Annotated in this window: 13 protein-coding genes and 2 pseudogenes; 6 read left to right on the top strand and 9 right to left on the bottom strand. The window is 36.9% G+C overall.

Annotated elements, in window-relative coordinates:
- Positions 1 to 219 precede the first annotated feature (219 nt).
- Positions 220 to 1092, top strand: coding sequence for an AraC family transcriptional regulator (locus M1D65_RS02785; protein ID WP_103803471.1), 873 nt, complete (start codon positions 220 to 222; stop codon positions 1090 to 1092).
- A gap of 152 nt (positions 1093 to 1244) precedes the next feature.
- Here the strand turns inward: M1D65_RS02785 and M1D65_RS02780 are convergent, their stop codons facing one another.
- Complete coding sequence (locus M1D65_RS02780; protein ID WP_277709273.1) at positions 1245 to 2204, bottom strand: DMT family transporter; 960 nt, start codon at positions 2202 to 2204, stop codon at positions 1245 to 1247.
- Positions 2205 to 2316: 112 nt separating this feature from the next.
- Between M1D65_RS02780 and M1D65_RS02775 the strand changes: the two genes are divergently transcribed.
- The 3 genes and pseudogenes from M1D65_RS02775 (at position 2317) to M1D65_RS02765 (ending at position 4653) form a co-directional block, all read left to right on the top strand.
- Positions 2317 to 3198, top strand: a complete 882-nt coding sequence (locus tag M1D65_RS02775; RefSeq protein WP_326153847.1) for an AraC family transcriptional regulator — start codon at positions 2317 to 2319, stop codon at positions 3196 to 3198.
- Positions 3199 to 3269: 71 nt separating this feature from the next.
- A pseudogene (locus M1D65_RS02770) lies at positions 3270 to 3539 on the top strand (DMT family transporter); the annotation flags it as partial.
- Positions 3540 to 4191: 652 nt separating this feature from the next.
- Positions 4192 to 4653 (top strand): CarD family transcriptional regulator, encoded by a 462-nt coding sequence (locus M1D65_RS02765; protein ID WP_031315640.1) that lies wholly within the window; start codon positions 4192 to 4194, stop codon positions 4651 to 4653.
- Positions 4654 to 5335: 682 nt separating this feature from the next.
- On the opposite strand, the gene cspC is transcribed toward M1D65_RS02765, so the two are convergent.
- A complete protein-coding gene (gene cspC, locus M1D65_RS02760) occupies positions 5336 to 5536 on the bottom strand; it encodes a cold shock protein CspC (protein ID WP_003234247.1) in 201 nt (66 codons plus the stop codon).
- A gap of 410 nt (positions 5537 to 5946) precedes the next feature.
- The gene (locus tag M1D65_RS02755) at positions 5947 to 6072 is read right to left on the bottom strand and encodes a molecular chaperone TorD family protein (RefSeq protein WP_226465865.1); all 126 of its coding nucleotides are present in this window, start codon (positions 6070 to 6072) and stop codon (positions 5947 to 5949) included.
- A 172-nt stretch (positions 6073 to 6244) separates the two neighbouring features.
- Between M1D65_RS02755 and M1D65_RS02750 the strand changes: the two genes are divergently transcribed.
- Positions 6245 to 7273 carry a fatty acid desaturase gene (locus M1D65_RS02750; RefSeq protein WP_151870406.1) on the top strand — a complete coding sequence of 343 codons (1029 nt, stop codon included), beginning with the start codon at positions 6245 to 6247 and terminating at the stop codon, positions 7271 to 7273.
- A gap of 429 nt (positions 7274 to 7702) precedes the next feature.
- On the opposite strand, the gene M1D65_RS02745 is transcribed toward M1D65_RS02750, so the two are convergent.
- Together M1D65_RS02745 and M1D65_RS02740 are read right to left on the bottom strand one after the other, a co-directional pair.
- The gene (locus tag M1D65_RS02745) at positions 7703 to 8056 is read right to left on the bottom strand and encodes a DUF2178 domain-containing protein (RefSeq protein ID WP_456270760.1); all 354 of its coding nucleotides are present in this window, start codon (positions 8054 to 8056) and stop codon (positions 7703 to 7705) included.
- Entirely contained in the window at positions 8053 to 8286 is a 234-nt protein-coding gene (locus tag M1D65_RS02740) for a helix-turn-helix transcriptional regulator (RefSeq protein WP_446015240.1), read from the bottom strand. Before M1D65_RS02740 ends, M1D65_RS02745 begins: the two co-directional genes overlap by 4 nt.
- Before the next feature lie 206 nt (positions 8287 to 8492).
- Between M1D65_RS02740 and M1D65_RS02735 the strand changes: the two genes are divergently transcribed.
- A complete protein-coding gene (locus M1D65_RS02735) occupies positions 8493 to 8630 on the top strand; it encodes a hypothetical protein (protein WP_164971893.1) in 138 nt (45 codons plus the stop codon).
- A gap of 385 nt (positions 8631 to 9015) precedes the next feature.
- Here the strand turns inward: M1D65_RS02735 and M1D65_RS02730 are convergent, their stop codons facing one another.
- The 4 genes and pseudogenes from M1D65_RS02730 to M1D65_RS02715 all read right to left on the bottom strand — a co-directional run bounded on the left by M1D65_RS02730 (position 9016) and on the right by M1D65_RS02715 (position 16379).
- Positions 9016 to 9588 (bottom strand): class D sortase, encoded by a 573-nt coding sequence (locus tag M1D65_RS02730; protein WP_049140442.1) that lies wholly within the window; start codon positions 9586 to 9588, stop codon positions 9016 to 9018.
- A 6-nt stretch (positions 9589 to 9594) separates the two neighbouring features.
- A pseudogene (locus M1D65_RS02725) lies at positions 9595 to 13176 on the bottom strand (isopeptide-forming domain-containing fimbrial protein); the annotation flags it as partial.
- A 934-nt stretch (positions 13177 to 14110) separates the two neighbouring features.
- A complete protein-coding gene (locus M1D65_RS02720) occupies positions 14111 to 15421 on the bottom strand; it encodes an MFS transporter (protein ID WP_003234253.1) in 1311 nt (436 codons plus the stop codon).
- A gap of 193 nt (positions 15422 to 15614) precedes the next feature.
- Positions 15615 to 16379, bottom strand: a complete 765-nt coding sequence (locus M1D65_RS02715; RefSeq protein WP_003234254.1) for an MBL fold metallo-hydrolase — start codon at positions 16377 to 16379, stop codon at positions 15615 to 15617.
- Between the last annotated feature and the right edge of the window lie 457 nt (positions 16380 to 16836).

Here is a 16836-nt window from a genome sequence, read left to right as displayed (position 1 = left end):
ATCCTTTTTCACTCAATTATATGAATGTGCTGCTTATAAGACAATTATAATTATCTTTTATTGATGCCTTTTTATGAACAGCATGCTTCAATAAAACCTGTACAAATACAAGTGAATCACTTACTTTATTTCATATAAGTCATCCTGCAAAACTGTGCACAGAATGTCGGATAAATACATTTCACTCCTGTTATTCTTTGGTTAAAGGAGGCCAAATAAATGGATTTGCTTAAAAGTATGAATAGGGCGTTAAAGTATATTGAAGAAAACCTCACTAACGATATTGATTTTCAAGAGGCAGCAAAGCTTGCTTTCTGCTCTGAATATCATTTTAAAAGGATGTTTTCCTTCCTTTCAGGTATTTCATTATCGGAATATATTCGTCGCAGACGTCTTACTCTTGCAGCTTTTGAACTGAAAGACAGCAATGTAAAAGTGATTGATATTGCAATAAAGTACGGTTATAACTCACCAGATTCTTTTGCACGGGCATTCCAAAATTTACATGGCATAAACCCATCACAAGCCAGACTTAATGGCCATTCCCTTAAAGCTTATCCACGAATGACCTTCCAGCTAACAATTAAAGGAGGAAATGAAATGAACTACCGTATTGAAGAAAAAGAGGCATTTCGCATCGTTGGCATTAAAAAAAGAGTTCCTATTATTTTCAAAGGAATTAATCCGGAAATTGCATCTATGTGGGAAAGTTTAGATGAAAAAGCAATAAATAAACTAAAAGAGCTATCTAATGTAGCACCATCAGGCCTCATTAGTGCATCCACGAATTTTTCTGAAGGTCGGACAGAGGAAAACGGAGAGCTCGATCACTATATTGGCGCAGCCACAACGAAACGGTGTCCAGATAACTTCTCACGGCTTGAAGTTCCTGCCTCAACATGGGCTGTATTCGAATCAATCGGGCCATTTCCGGATACACTGCAAGAAGTATGGGGACGCATTTATTCCGAATGGTTTCCATCGTCAAATTACGAACAAATAGAAGGTCCAGAAATATTGTGGAACGAGCATAAGGATGTAACATCACCATCTTTTAAAAGTGAAATTTGGATACCAATTACAAAAAAGTAATACGTTTTTCGATCAGAGAAGAAAAATTGAAGGTTCTTGAAGAAAAAATACCTAGGGCGTCAAAACCCTTGGTATTTTTGATACTGCCGAGAGGGCTCAAACTCCACCAGTGTTTTTCATTGCCGGACCGGTCATGTAAGCAAAAAAAGCCCCTATATATCCCGATTTGCATGATTCCTAATCTGTAATATCGACTTTTCACTCTGCATAGAAGGCTCTTTATTTAAAGCCAATATTAAAGTTATCCCTATAATACAAATAGCACCAATCCATTGAAAAGAACCAAATGGCGCTTTTAACCAAACGACAGTTGTTACAACAGCGGATAGAGGTTCTAAACTGCCTAATAGGCTTGTTTCTTTGGGAGAAAGGCTTTCCAAGCTTTTTATGAAGAACCAGAACGCAATCATTGTTCCAAATAATATCACAAATAAAATATATGCATACGCCTCAGCAGTTAATCGTTGAAAATCCAGTTGCCATGGCGGATGGATAAAACCCAATGCAAAACCGCCAATAATCATAGCCCAACCTACAACGACAAGAGAATCAAATTTATTTAATAAACCAACGGCATACAAAGTATAAAAAGCTGCCGCGAATCCTGATAAAACTCCCCATACTACTGCAGCTGCCGGCACTGAAAGTTGAGACATTGAACCATTTGTTAACAAAAAAAAGCAACCCACTAAAGCAAGCACAACAGTAATGATATCTTGTTTGGTAAGAACCGTTTGTTTTCGCAAAAGCGTGTAGATAATGACGATTACTGGGGATAAATATTGCAATAATGTAGCAACGGCAGCATTCCCATGTTGAATGGATGCCATATATGTGTACTGCACAGCTAGCATTCCCAATAGGCCAAAGATTAGGAGCTGGCCAGCCGACGCTTTGTGTTTCCACACCTCAATAACCTGGGAACGATCCTTTCTGAACAATTGCAGCATTAAAAGTAACATTCCAGCCGTAAGCAAGCGTGTCGTTACAAGCCAATTGACATCAATTTGATATTCTTGAAAAAGCTTTTTGGCTACTGTGCCTCCAATTCCCCAACATGTCGCCCCTGTTATAACATAGAACAATCCCATTTTTCTATTGGAAGTAATCATACATGACTCCTCACTAATAAATATAATAATAGTGTTATAATAAATACAAAACATGATAAAAAATACTCAAATTGAATGAAAAAATATAAATATATTGAGGTGAGAAGTCAGAATGAAGAATTTTGCGATCGATCAAAATTTAAAAGAATTAACAGAGCACCGAACGGTAGAATTACCGGTTGCCTGTTACAAGACAAGGATCAATCAAAATATAAATGGCTATATTCCGCTTCATTGGCATGATGAAATCCAATTTGTTTTGATACTAAAAGGAATAGCTCTCTTTCAAATAAATGAAGAAAAAATAGAGGTTCACGAAGGGGATGGATTATTTATCAATAGTGGCTGCCTGCACATGGCCGAAGAAAAGGAAGGCTCGGATTGTACGTATATTTGCTTGAATGTGTCACCCCATTTCGTTTTATCTCAGGAACTGTATTCAAGCTATGTTCAGCCCTATATGTTTTCAACCAATTTGTCCTATTTATTTTTGGATGGAAATCAACAGTGGGCAAAAAATATTCTAGATGCTGTTAAAAAAATAAATCAATTGATTCAACAAAAGACATCGCTCTATGAGATTGACATTACGATGCAATTAACGTTAATGTGGAAAAACCTGGTCGTTAATGGTTTTCAATTAGAGTACGATCAATCTGAAATGATAAAAAGTCATCGAATGAAACAAATGTTAAACTGGATCCATCTCCATTATGCTGAAAAAATCACATTAGAGGACATTGCAAAAGCTGGCCAACTGAGCCGTTCTGAGTGCTGCCGTTATTTTAAACGAATGCTGAATAAGACGCCATTACGTTATGTAATGGATTATAGAATTCAAAAAAGCTTATTATTACTGCAACACCCTGAATCCAATGTGACAGAAGTGTCTTATCAAGTTGGATTTAACAGTACCAGTTATTTCATAAGTAAATTTCAACAAGCGATGAATATGACGCCATTATCATACAAAAAAATTCATATGAGACATTAATTCATAAGGTTTATTCTATTAATAAATGGAGTCCCTGTTAATGATACTCCCCTAGCACGATTTTTACGCCACAACTGCATGACCCTAAAATTCTAGGTGGTCTTTTGTATTTGGGAATTGTTTCAACTGCTTGTGCTTTTTTATTGTGGAACCGTGGCTTACAATTATTAAATGCTTCAAGTGGAGGCCTCTTTTTCTTTTTTCAGCCTCTGGTTGGAACCTTACTCGGATGGATTTTGCTTGGAGAACAAATAGGCGGGACATTTTGGATAGGTTCGTTTTTAATTCTTAGCGGTGTTTTATTAGTCATTAAAGAGAAAGAAAAAGAAGTGAATTCATAACAAAAAAAAGCAAACTATTTTATATAGTTTGCTTTTCAATTAACCTTGTTCTTTCCCCTTTACTTCTTTTTGTTCTGGTCTTCATTTATAATCTCTCCTTTCTTTATTTTTCTTCTCACCTCAATACCCATTTGAAGGTTGTCAATTTCCCTGATAATAATGCCAATCTCGGTGGCAAAATGTTCAATATCCACAAACCTTTTTCTGTTCGCAAGATAAGTGAAAATGCATCATTAAGTAAGTGGGCCGTTATCCATATCAAATTTGAGAACGATCGATAAAGAAATTAGAACTTAATCATGTGCTTTAAATATTTTTAGCTGACATTTCACAAATATCGTTCCTTCTTATTTCTACTCAAATCATTTCTGTGATGTCGTTGAGCCAAGTCATGAATTCCTAAAGGAAATGGAATAACCCATTTTCAATGAAAAACTGATCTATGTTAATTAGTCGAAGTTTTAGGATATACACGGATCAATTGACCTTTTCCTTGATTGGAAATCCGTCACGTTCCCTATTGTTTTTCTCGATCTGTTTTTTAAAAAAGTTATTGACATCAAAAATTCGATCATGTTATTATTAAAATTTTGATATTACACCTCCACATATGGTAATCTTAAGAAGGTTACCATATATGGAGGTGGATGATATGTTTCAAATTGGCGATAACATTGTTTATCCAATGCACGGAGCAGGTATAATTGAAGCCATAGAAGAAAAAGAATTCTTAGAGGAAAAACAACAGTATTATGTCATAAGAATGTCAATCAGTAATATGACAGTTATGATTCCAACGCGTAAAATATTGAGTTCGAATATACGACCAGTTACCGATATACTTGCATTAAAACACATTATGCACATTTTTCAGCATGGAGAATCAGATAGGTTACTGCCATGGAAGCAAAGGTATAAAATAAACACGGACAAAATAAAAACGGGTGAAATACAAGAAGGCGCTGAAGTTGTACGTGATTTAATGCGTATGAAGAAAGAAAAAGCACTTAATGCAAGCGAAAAAAAAATGCTGGATAATGCATATGAATTTTTGATTAGTGAACTGGAAGTAATTAAAGGAATCACTGAAAAACAAATAAAAAGTTTCTGTTAGATAGTGTATTTCATCCCTAAAGATATTTCGGAATATTATGATGAAAAGCAAAACTTCTCCAACTTATGTTTAGAACATTAACGACCTCTTTTGTTATTCCTACATTCTAATCCATTTTTATTATTTACATTTCTTCTGCGAAGATTGAAGTTTCACCAAAAAACTCAATAAAATAGTCACTTGTTTTTAGTATCCTGATTCACACTGGCACGGACAAGGAGCCGTAAGGATGGAAGAGAGGTAGGGCTTTCATTGTTTTAGGTATCTCTAAGTGATTATTCCAGGAGAAAAAACAATCGATCTCCTCAATTATCTTTAAGAATTTCTGATATCCACTGCGACATTGAATAATAATTGTTTATCTTCTTTTCATACAAGAGATATGCGAGTTGGTAACATCTAGATGAAACCATTTTTATAATTCATCTAATCTTACTTAAAGTAACGAACGTGAAAAAAGAAAGAGTTATATTTGAACAAAACATTAAATAATTTATATACATTCCGCATATTGTCAATCCAGTATGTTATACTGTAAACAAACCTTTGAAGTTTTAAATCTTTTTCTATACCTTGTAGCATCTCCCTACTCGAACGTTGAGTAGGGTTTTTTATTGAGTATGATATAGACATAAAAAAACAGGCCCTATATAAAGAGCCTGTTTGTATAAACGATTGAAGATTAAGCTTTTTGAACGTTAGCAGCTTGAGCTCCACGAGCACCTTGCTCAACGTCAAACGATACTTTTTGACCTTCGTCTAAAGATTTGAATCCGTCACTTTGGATTGCAGAAAAGTGTACGAATACATCGTCTCCATTTTCGCGTTCGATAAAACCAAAACCTTTTTCTGCATTAAACCATTTAACTGTACCTTGTTCCATTTTTGTTGCCTCCTAGTGTGTAACCACACAGTATATACTATCCTTGCCCAAAGTATCATCAAGACGAAAAGTCAATCTTCATACTATCCTTTACACCGAACAAAAATAATTCTTCTTTATTATATCAGGAATCGGAAATAACTGCAAATTATATTTCCGATTTATTCATGGCATTATTTGTTAAACATGTGTATACCAGCGCAGAATAAGAGGCCTATTAAAAACTTTGGTTTGAAAACAACGTGAAAAATGAACCACGAGTGTCTTTCTTTAACTTAATAGTACTTCATTAATGAATAGCTCAGCTGTTTCTTGTTCAAGAGCAAGATAATCTTTTAAAAGCAGGGCTGTTCACTTGTAAAACTTTGTTTCTGCAGATGTTTCCAAACAGTCACTCATGGATATACCCATTACTTCATTCCTTTTTTCCTCAAACAATCAATGTTCACGGTCAAATAAATCGATCCCCATGGGGGAGCATTGAGAGAGTTTGACCCAATAAAGTGCTGGGTATAATCTTCATACGCCTTTTGTATCCCGGCTGACTCTGCTAATAATAAACTGGAAATCAGTTTATTATTTCCAATAATTTTACAGGTGAATGGGAAGAATACTTATCATATATGGGGTGTATCACGTTGGACCTCCAAAGGCTATAAACCGTTTTCTACACTTAGAAGATCACCAGGGAAGGGGAAACTTTTGAATATGAAAGAACAAAACCTAAGGACTTTGAGAAAACTGGTTACACCTTATGAAAAGTCCGATTTACACAAAAGCATTTGTCAAATCATTAACACATTGGTACCATTTTTCCTATTATGGTGTTTGGCATATAAGAGCTTGTCGATTTCTTATTTCCTTACGTTAGCGATTTCTGTTGTTGCGGCAGGTTTTTTAGTGAGAACCTTCATCATCTTTCATGATTGCTGCCACTATTCCTTTTTTAAGAACAGAAAGGCGAATCGAATCCTTGGAACATTAACAGGAATTCTGACTCTGCATCCTTTTGATCATTGGGCACACGACCATTCTGTCCATCATGCGACAAGCAGCAATCTGGACAAACGCGGTACAGGCGATATTTGGATACTGACGGTTGAGGAATATAAGAAAGGCTCAACTAAGACAAAAATAATGTACCGATTGTACAGAAATCCGTTTGTTATGTTTATTATTGGGCCGATTTACGTTTTCGGGATTGCCAATCGTTTTAATCGAAAAGGGGCAAAACGCAAAGAACGGATGAATACGTATGTAACGAACCTGGGGATCGTCGCTTTGGCAGCACTTTTATGTTGGGCTATTGGCTGGCAAAACTTCCTGCTGGTTCAGGTACCGATTTTTATGATATCAGGCTCTCTCGGAATTTGGATGTTTTATATTCAGCATACGTTTGAGGATTCTTATTTTGAAGAAGATGAGCATTGGGAATATGTAAAAGCAGCAGTTGAAGGAAGCTCTTTTTATAAGCTTCCAAAAGTCATGCAGTGGCTAACAGGCAATATCGGTTTTCATCATGTTCATCATTTAAGCCCGAGAGTCCCAAACTATAAGCTTGAAAAAGTGCATAACAACACTGAACCATTGCAAAACGTTCCGACCATTACACTGGCTACAAGCCTTAAGTCGTTAAAGTTCCGCCTATGGGATGAAGAAGGCAAAAAATTTGTTGGTTTTAGCCACTTAAAAAAAGCTTCTAAAAGCCAAGTATCGGCGCGGCTAACAACGGATTAAAATAAACTCCCCATAATCGCAGAATAAAAGTGCAGACTCGCGCAACGATGTTGTGCAGAGGTCAGCACTTTTTTAGTGAACTCCACAATGCGGTACATTTGTTGCCGTATTTTCCGCAAAAAATAACACCAAAGATGGTTAAGCCCTTGGTATTATTGGGATGCGGTCGAGAGAACTTGAACCTTTACGGTTTATTCACCCCACTGGGCCCTCAACATGGTAAATTCATATCACTGGTTATGAAAGCTTATTTTCATTACATTCTACATCATCTCTAACGGTTTGTATGAATTGTGGTTAATAATTGGCGAGCAAAAAACCCCCATACTTTCCCACATCTCCAAATCTCATTATAAAATGATTTCATATTCGTTCCCTCTCCTAAAACAATTAAAACTACAGAGACACTATCTTTCTCGGTAATTGAATTCACAAAAAATCTTTTTTATATCGAACGGCTAGATAGATTGCTGAAGCGAAGAATGCAATAGAATACTTAAATAAGAAGAAAACTTGCCACATATATTCTTTTGGGAAAACCAAGTCGCACAAAATTAGTGCATATAACATACAGAAGCAACCTTTTAAAGCGATTTGGTTTGTTCTTTCGTCAGTCTTACCCATTTTTTTAGTAAATACGATTGTCAGAATCAATCCAACTACAAGCAATATAAATCCGCTGCCAATGAGAATACTCCAATTTCCCGGAGAATGTTCAGCCCAGGACTTTAAAGGAGAAAAAATAGCGTTAGTGATCGTATCTGTGATCGAATTCATTTTCATTTTTGATCATTTCCTTTCTCATAAGTAAAAATCTCGTTTACATCCACATTAAAAAATTTGGCAATTCGAAAAGCTAACAGCAGAGTCGGAACATAATTTCCTTTCTCCATTACAAAGATGGTTTGTTTGGAAACCCCGACTTTCTTTGCTAATTCTTGCTGAGACAATCTGGCAAGTACACGATATTCATAAACCTTATTTGAGATCGAATCACCAAAATCTTTCTTCATGACCATCACCTCTTGAACCAAATTATAAACTCACCTTATATAAAAGTAAAGTAAACTTATAGAAAAATATAAAATACTTTTATGTTTACTAAGATTACTTTGATTTAATCATGAACCAGAATGCAGAAAGAACCTGACGAAATTCATGATTCCGTCAGGTTCACTTATCGATCTGGTGTAATTTGTGGTTCTTGGCGGTACATTTTATGATATTCAGTGATGCAACAGGTGATCAATTTCCAAAAACAACAGTAAACGGTTCTGATGGTGCAAACCGAACAACAATTCTTGGTTACCACTCTGAAGGGGCAGAAGTTGTGGACACAATTGATGTTTACGAATAGCTAAATCCAAATAAACAGAAAATCACTAGTAATTTAAATTAGTTGGCTTACTGAAGGTAAGTAGGCAGTTTGAGGGCAGTAGACAATTTTAAAAATAAGCACAAAAAATACCAAAGGTCTACAACCCTTGGTATCATTGATGCAGCCGAGCGAACTTGAACTTTACGGGTTATTCACCCACTAGGCCCTCAACATAGTAAATCCATATCACTGGTTATGAAAGCTTATTTTCATTACACACTTTATACTCATTTGCCATCAATTCTATGGTTTTATCAATTCTGGTTAAAAAGTGACCTGCTTTTTCTTATATCGATTAAGAATTTTAATCTCTTCCTTATTATAAAAAGGCTGACGAAAATGATCGTCAGCCTAATCTTTGTTCTCATATCCGTTTTCCATAAATGATATACCGTTTCGGCGCATTACCGATATATGAAAAGGGATAACAAGTTGTAAGTATAAGCTCCTCTTTATCATGCTGCAGCGTAATAATAGACTTATCTGTTTTGTCCACAATTTTTGTTTTGTCTATTTCATATGAAAAACTTCCATATGGCAGCTTAACCTTTAATTGATCACCTTTTTTCAGTTCTCCCGTTCGACGGAAGACGGTATCCCGATGACCTGATAGAACAATCTGCCCGTTTTCATCTGGATAATAACTGCCTTTGTAGTGGCCGACTCCTTTTTCCAAATCATCCGCATCGGTTCCCTCTACAATCGGAAGCTCGGCGTTGATCTTTGGAATCTCCAGAATGCCAACCGCCTCCCCGAACTTAGGCTTAAATCCTTCTTTATCTGAGCCTGCATTTTTTCCAGAAGGGCTCTTTAGTGCAAGTTTTGCCTCATCTAAAGTTTGTTCTGTTTTATGACTGATGTCCATCACTTCCCAGATCCCGTAACCTATAAAAACGAGTCCAGCAATAATGATGCATATAGGAAGGTATTTCTTCATGCAACATCAGGCATTTCTTTTTCTTCTAAAGTACCAGAGTGCAGTTCCTGCTACTAACAATACCAAACCAACAAGGATCAGATTATACGTATTTGTTGCTGTATTTGGAAGTTCATTTCCTGTGTCACTTCCCTGATCTTTAGTTGTAGGCTCAGTTTGGATTGGCTTTTCTGGATTGCTAGTGTTGGTTGGATTACTAGGCTTGCTTGGTTTTCCAGGTACCTCTGGTTTGTCAGATACAGGGTCCTTCTGTTGGACTGTAATGTCTGCTTCAGGCTTATCCGGCTTATCAATACTGCTGCCTTCGACAGTTGCCACGTTTTTAATCGTTTTGCCTTCATATCCGGACTCAATTTTCGCTTGGAATGTCACACTCCGCCACTCAGTGTCAGTGACATCGCCAAAGTTAGCAATAATCTTGCCGTCTTTGATTGTTGCTTCTCCACCATTGCTCGCTTTCAAGCTGCCTTCGACATACTTCAATCCGGCTGGAAGTTTATCTGAAATAACCAGATTCTCTACTTTACCATCGGATACTGTGTTCCGGGTCTTAATCGTATAAACAACAGTATCGCCTACTTCGTATTTCTTTTTGTCTGTGTCGAGGTTCTTCGCTGTCTTTTCAGATTCTAAAACAGGAATTCGCGGATATACTTTCACTTCATGGCTCGGTTTATCAGGAGTCGTGATATTGTCACTGCTGATGTTTGCAGTGTTGACGATATCTTTTCCTGCTTGACCAGACTTCACTTTTGCTTCAAATGTCACAGAGTGCCACTTCGTATCGGTCACATTGCCAAACTCTCCTGACGTCTTACCGTCGGCATAATATCCATGATCATCGTCTTGCTCATCACTTACTGCTGTACCATCCACTTTCAATGTCCCTGCAACATATTCTAATCCTTCCGGAAGAGAATCCGAGATGACAAGATTTTTGACAAGGCTGTCATCAACCGTGTTTCGGGTTTGGATTGTGTAAAGAAGCGTGTCGCCCGATTCCGGATGGTCCGCATCTTTATTTCCATCAGCTTTTTCCTTAATGGAGGCTGTTTTCTTTGATTCTAGTTTCGGATCCTTAGGATCAATTTTGATACTTGTTTCAGGCTTGTCCGGTAAATCGATATTGCTGCCGTCAACGGCTGCCACGTTTTTAATCGTTTTTTCCGCATATCCGGACTCAATTTTCGCTTGGAATGTCACAGTCCGCCACTCAGTGTCAGTGACGTCGCCAAAGTTAGCAGCAACCTTGCCGTCCTTGACTGTTGCTTCCCCCCCATTGCTTGCTTTTAAGCTGCCATCTACATATGATAAACCAGCTGGAAGCTCATCTGAAATCACAAGATTTTCTAAGGTACTTTCCGTTATTTTATTACGTGCCTTAATGGTGTAGACTACAGTGTCTCCTACTTCATATTTTTCTTTGGCCGAGTCAAAATTCTTCGCCGTTTTTTCTGATTCTAAAACAGGATCACGCGGATATACTTTGACCTCGTTACTAGGTTTGTTAGGAATGTCGACATTATCACCGCTGATATTCGCAGTGTTGACAATGTCTTTACCTGCTTGGCCCGTTTTCACTTTCACTTCAAACGTGACATTATGCCATTCCATGTCAGTGACTTCACCGAAATCTCCTACAATTTTGCCGTCTGCGTAGTGACCTTGGTCATCGCCTTCTGAGTCACTTACCGCAGTGCCGTCTACTTTTAATGTTTCTGGGACATACTCCAGCCCTTCAGGAATTGCATCTGAAATGACGAGATTTTTTACTAGACTGTCTTCAGAAATATTTCGAGTCTGAATTTTGTAGAGAAGTGTATCCCCCACCTCAGGATGATCTGCATCAGTATTACCTTCACCTTTTTCCTGAATAGAAGATGTTTTCTTTGACTCTAGTTCAGGATTTCGCGGATACACTTTGACTTCTTGTTTTGGTTTATCCGGAGTATCAATATTGTCCCCTGTCACGCTTGCTGTGTTAACAATATCCTTACCCGATTGCCCCGGCTGCACCTTGGCTTCAAATGTCACAGCATGCCATTTCGTATCGCTTACATTTCCAAATTCGCCTGTAGCTTTTCCGTCGACGTAATGCCCATGATCATCATCATTGGTATCACTTACTCCAGTACCATCTACTTTTAATGTTCCTGGAACATATTCCAATCCTTCCGGAAGAGTATCCGAGATCACAAGATTTTTCACAAGACTGTTTTCAACCGTATTTCGAGTCTGAATAGTGTAAAGCAGTGTGTCTCCCACTTCTGGATGATCAGCATCCTTATTTCCTGCTGCTTTTTCTTTCAGATCCGCAGTTTTTTTCGACTCTAGTGATGGAGGGTTATAATTAACATGAATTGTGATTGTCGTTTCTGTCGTCCCACCATACCCATCATCAACAATAATCGTAAATGAATCGTCACCAGAATAGTCTTTATCAGGTGTATAGGTCCACGTCCCGTCATCATTTACTTTAATCGTCCCATGGCTTGGTTTCTTACCTTCTTTATAGGTTAAACTATCACCATCTGGATCTGACCCGCTTACTTCTCCGGAGACCGGTGTATTTACCGTCGTAGTCTTTGAATCATCCGGGGCGGTTGGTGGCTTGTTTCCAGCTGGAATTGTGCCGGAATCATTTGCACAGCCATTGGATGCCGATATTGTAATGTCTTTAGAATGATCAGCATTTTTCAATATCGCATGAATTTTCCCATCTGCATCAGAAACTAAACTTGTTACGGCTTCTCCGTTAGGTCCAGTTAACTCTCCGCTAGAAGCAGTAAAAGAATCAAGTGGTGCCCCCTGAACCGGATTACCTAATGGATCAAGCAACGTTACCGTAACATTATATCCCCCTTGCTGATTTGACTGATCAGTCGTTACCTTTACAGTGCTAGGCGCTTGTTTATAATCATTTTGTGGATTGAGCGTCTCAATAGGATTGTAATGGTTTACAAAGTACCAGTTATAGATATCATGAGTCTCATAATTTGGAGATCCTGTTGACCCAGTAAAACCAGCATAAAAAGGTTTTCCATTAAATACAGTACCAAGATCTATACCACTTACATCTAAAATTTGTTTAGAACTTGCCCTATCCGGTGATGTACCGAGACGAACCTGAACATTCTTAGTTAGACCATCATAATCGATCCACGTATAATACTGGGTTCCGTTAGATAAAACGTAGTTTGTACCATTAGCTGTATTATATTGATCTAAGTCTGTATACCATCCAGCTTTGTTTACTGGATCGCCATTTTCTGCAAGTCCGATATAGTTTGCAGAAGGATCGCCATAACCTGTGTTTAGGAATGTGTCATATTTAATAGTAAAACTCGGTTTAATTCCATAAAACGCTAGGCTTCCTCCATTAGTTAGTGAGCTGGTTGTATCACCCTGTATGGTAAAAGTTAACCCGTCACTTGGACCTTTAGGGCCAGGATTACTCATTTTAAACGAAAAGGCTGTGCTAAATGAATAATTGTCTTTCGGACAAATCTCATTTTTGTTAATAGCTGCCCCAGCTTGTGTTTCAGATGCTGGTGTTAGCCGTATAAAATCAGTCCCATTGGGAACTTCTGCAGAACCATTTAAATAAAACAATTGATTTGCAGTATCAGTGGAAAATCCATCATATTTCATGGTTAGCCACTTACTATCTGAAGTAACAGCCTTTGCCTTTTTAACTGTGCTAGGCAAGACAGTAAACAGGTTACTTACGATTAATAATATGATTGCTAACAACATGAAGCATTTCCTGAATTGCTGCTTGTAAGACTTAGATAAAAAAGCTTTCCTCATAACCCCACCCCAAATACCATTTTTAAAAGAAGTTTACATTTACAAAATCGGTTTCTGAATCTGGGCAAAAAGCCCTCTCTCTGAACTTCACTCTCGTTCTTTATATGGTCCCCCTCTCTTTTTTCTAAATATATAAAATAAGTACATCTTTTACAATGTGACAAAATATTCATATATTTGTCATAAAATAAGGTTGAATTACAAAAAACATGAAGTATTTGTCGTAATTTGTAAAGGGTAAATAGTCCTTTATTGTTTAAATCTGTTTGAATCTCTTTTTATAAAGTTTTGTGCATATAACTCTCATAAAGGTAAATCGTAATTTGTTAAAAAGTAGGAGGTAAGACACAAAAACCATTATAATCATGTAGAAAAGTTTGATCACTATGGTGCAAAAACAAAAGAAGATACCAATATAATTTGGTATCTTCTTTGTTAGTTCGAGTCCCTCAACCTAATAAAAACATATCATGGTTTACAAAAGCTTTTATTCAAAGCGTCTGTTTATTTTATTTATACCTATTTTCATCATTTTTCACGAATTCTGGGCACAAGATGGGCACTATTTTTAGACTGTCAACGAACAACTAAATAATTGTGTAGTTATATACATGCCACTAATGCCATATCAACTCCTTACTATAATAAATAGAAAAAGGAGGTTCCGGTAAAGTAATGTCTACTTAGGTTCTTCAAAGACAGTTATATAAGCTTATGCTTTTTCCTGAATCCTTCTAAAATACCAAATAACTACTGGAATGAGTAACAATGATAAAACGGCTCCAGAAATTGATAGTATTGTATAACTAGAATGTGCAACAACCATTCCTGACAAGGCTCCACCTGCTGCTCCTGATAGTGCTAATAAAACATCGAATGTTCCCTGTGTTTTTGCACGTAGAGATGGATGTGTTGAATCTATAATAAGGGCAGTTCCCGTTAGTAAACCAAAGTTCCAACCTACCCCTAGTAATACTAGTGCTAGGATTAGCAATGATAATGAGTCTGCCGGTGCAATAGCTGCCACCAACCCAGCGGCAAGAAGTGTGGCACCTGAAGCAATAGCCATAGTTGTGCGACCAAACTTATCTACTAATAAACCAGTCAATGGTGAAGGAAGATACATCGCTGCAATATGGAGTCCTATAACTAATCCCACTTCGCTTAAACCATGACCGTGATGACCCATGTGAACCGGTGTCATTGTCATAATAGCTGTCATGATTAGTTGAGCTAAAATCATAATGACAGCTCCTACCATTATTCCTTTTTTGTCTATAGCAGGATTTTTTAGACTTCCTCCTATTTGTACTTTATCGTCTTTTTTCTCAGCATTCGCAATAGCTGTTGATACAAACAGCGGATCTGGACGAAGAAAAATTAAGAGAATAATTCCAGCAATTATAAAAGCTGCTCCTGACATAATAAACGGACCAGCTAAATTGGGAACACCAATTGAATCTGCAAATTCCCCCATTGTATTAACTAAGTTAGGACCTACTACAGCTCCTAAAGTAGTAGAAACTAAGGCCATACTTGCAGCAGTTGCCCGTTGTTTCTCATTTGCAAGGTCTGTCCCAGCATACCGAACTTGAAGATTAGAAGCCATACCTGCTCCATAAATAAGAAGAGAAACAAATAATAGGGCAACGCTGTTAATTAAAGCCGCGATTATCACACCTATAGCACCTAATCCGCCTATAAGGAAACCACCTGCAAGTCCAGCTCTGCGACCAAAACGTTGTGAGGATGCTCCTATAAGCAGGGCAGCTACGGCAGATCCAAAAGTAAAGAGGGCAGTTGGAATTCCTGCTACATTTTCCGATCCTATCATATCTTGTGCAAGAAGCGCCCCAACTGTTATCCCAGCTCCAAGTCCTGCTCCCCCAAATATTTGTGAAAAAATCAAGATTTTTAATGTTTTTTTATAAAGTTGGTTTTGTTTTTCTGGTGAATCAATATAACCTTGTAACCAAAGAGGCTGCTGTGTTGATATATTTGTATCTTTTTTTGTCATTACCATGAATTCTACCTCCTAACGACACATCTTTGTTGCTTTTCAAGTTTTTTTGTCATCATTGGAACATTCCATTTTTGTTATTCCGTATATTTAGGATTTTCGATATATTTAAAATTTAAAATATTCATTATTAGAAGAAGCTCATGATTAGTTTTTATAATTATGAGCTTCTTCTATTTATTTGTCGGTGTTCATATTAAAATGTGTAAGACTCGCCATCTTCTGGCACTAAAATATTACTTGAGAATCCTTTTTCTTTACTAAAGTTTTTTAATTCTTCTCTAGATAGTGTCCAATGGTTAACAGCTTCCATATGAACAGATATAATCTTAGCATGAGGAGCAGCCTTGTGAACTTCATAGATGTCTTCTTTTCCCATGATGAGTGAACCTAAATCTAATCTTTGATTGTCTCCACCATTAACCACAATGATTTCTGGTTGATGTGTATGAATCTCGTCTTCGATAGCATCATACCAAACTGTATCCCCAGCTACATATAAAACTTTTTCACTTGGGTGCTTGAATACTAATCCACAAACATCACCCATTAAGTTTAATAACTCTTCCCCTCTGCCATGTTCACCTTTTGTTTTTACTAATTGGATCCCTTCAAAAACAGTGTCTTGATGTAGCACTTCTACATTTTTGAAACCACTTGCTTTTACTTCTTTTGCATCTGCTTCATTTTGAACAAACATTTTGATGTTTTTTGGCAATACGTTTTTTGCCACATCATCAAAGTGATCTAGGTGTAGATGAGTAACAATTACCGCATCTACGCCATCCAGAATGTTATCAATTGATGTTGGCAAACTCACCAAAGGATTAAATAAATCTTGTCTGATCGTTTCAGGGAAAGTAGCGTACGTACCTTTCTCTGCTAACATAGGATCTATCAAAAATTTTTTATTTGCGTATTTTACAACAATTGTTGCATTTCGAATTTGTGTAATATTCATATTTACAACTCACTTTCTTTTTTTATTTGTCTTAGATCGACAGAGTTAAGTGTATAATATCAGCAGCGTTCGAATACATAGATAAAAAAAAGTGTTTTAACTCTTTGACTTTATTTTCGAAAGGAATTAACGTTCAAATAGATCAAACAGATAAAAAATTATAGAGAAATTATGTATAATAGCCGAATTCAATGAAAGATCTGGGAGAGAGTACATTTAACATGCCCATCAGCTACAGCTAGAGTAGAGAAATTAGAAGAGAATGGAGTTATTGAGGGATCTAACATTAAAGTAAATCAAGCAATTAGGTGCTTTATGTAAACCTTCATCAATATCTATATTTATGGCAAAAACAATCCCTGTACATGGTCTTACTATGGATCAAAAACAGGACATCTTGATCTTTTATCAGATGGGAATAATGATACTGAAAAACAATAAAAGATAATGAATAAAG

The sequence above is a fragment of the Bacillus sp. JZ39 genome (assembly GCF_053903145.1).
Note: the sequence above shows the minus strand (reverse complement) of the source record. Positions and strands in the feature narration are given on the sequence as shown.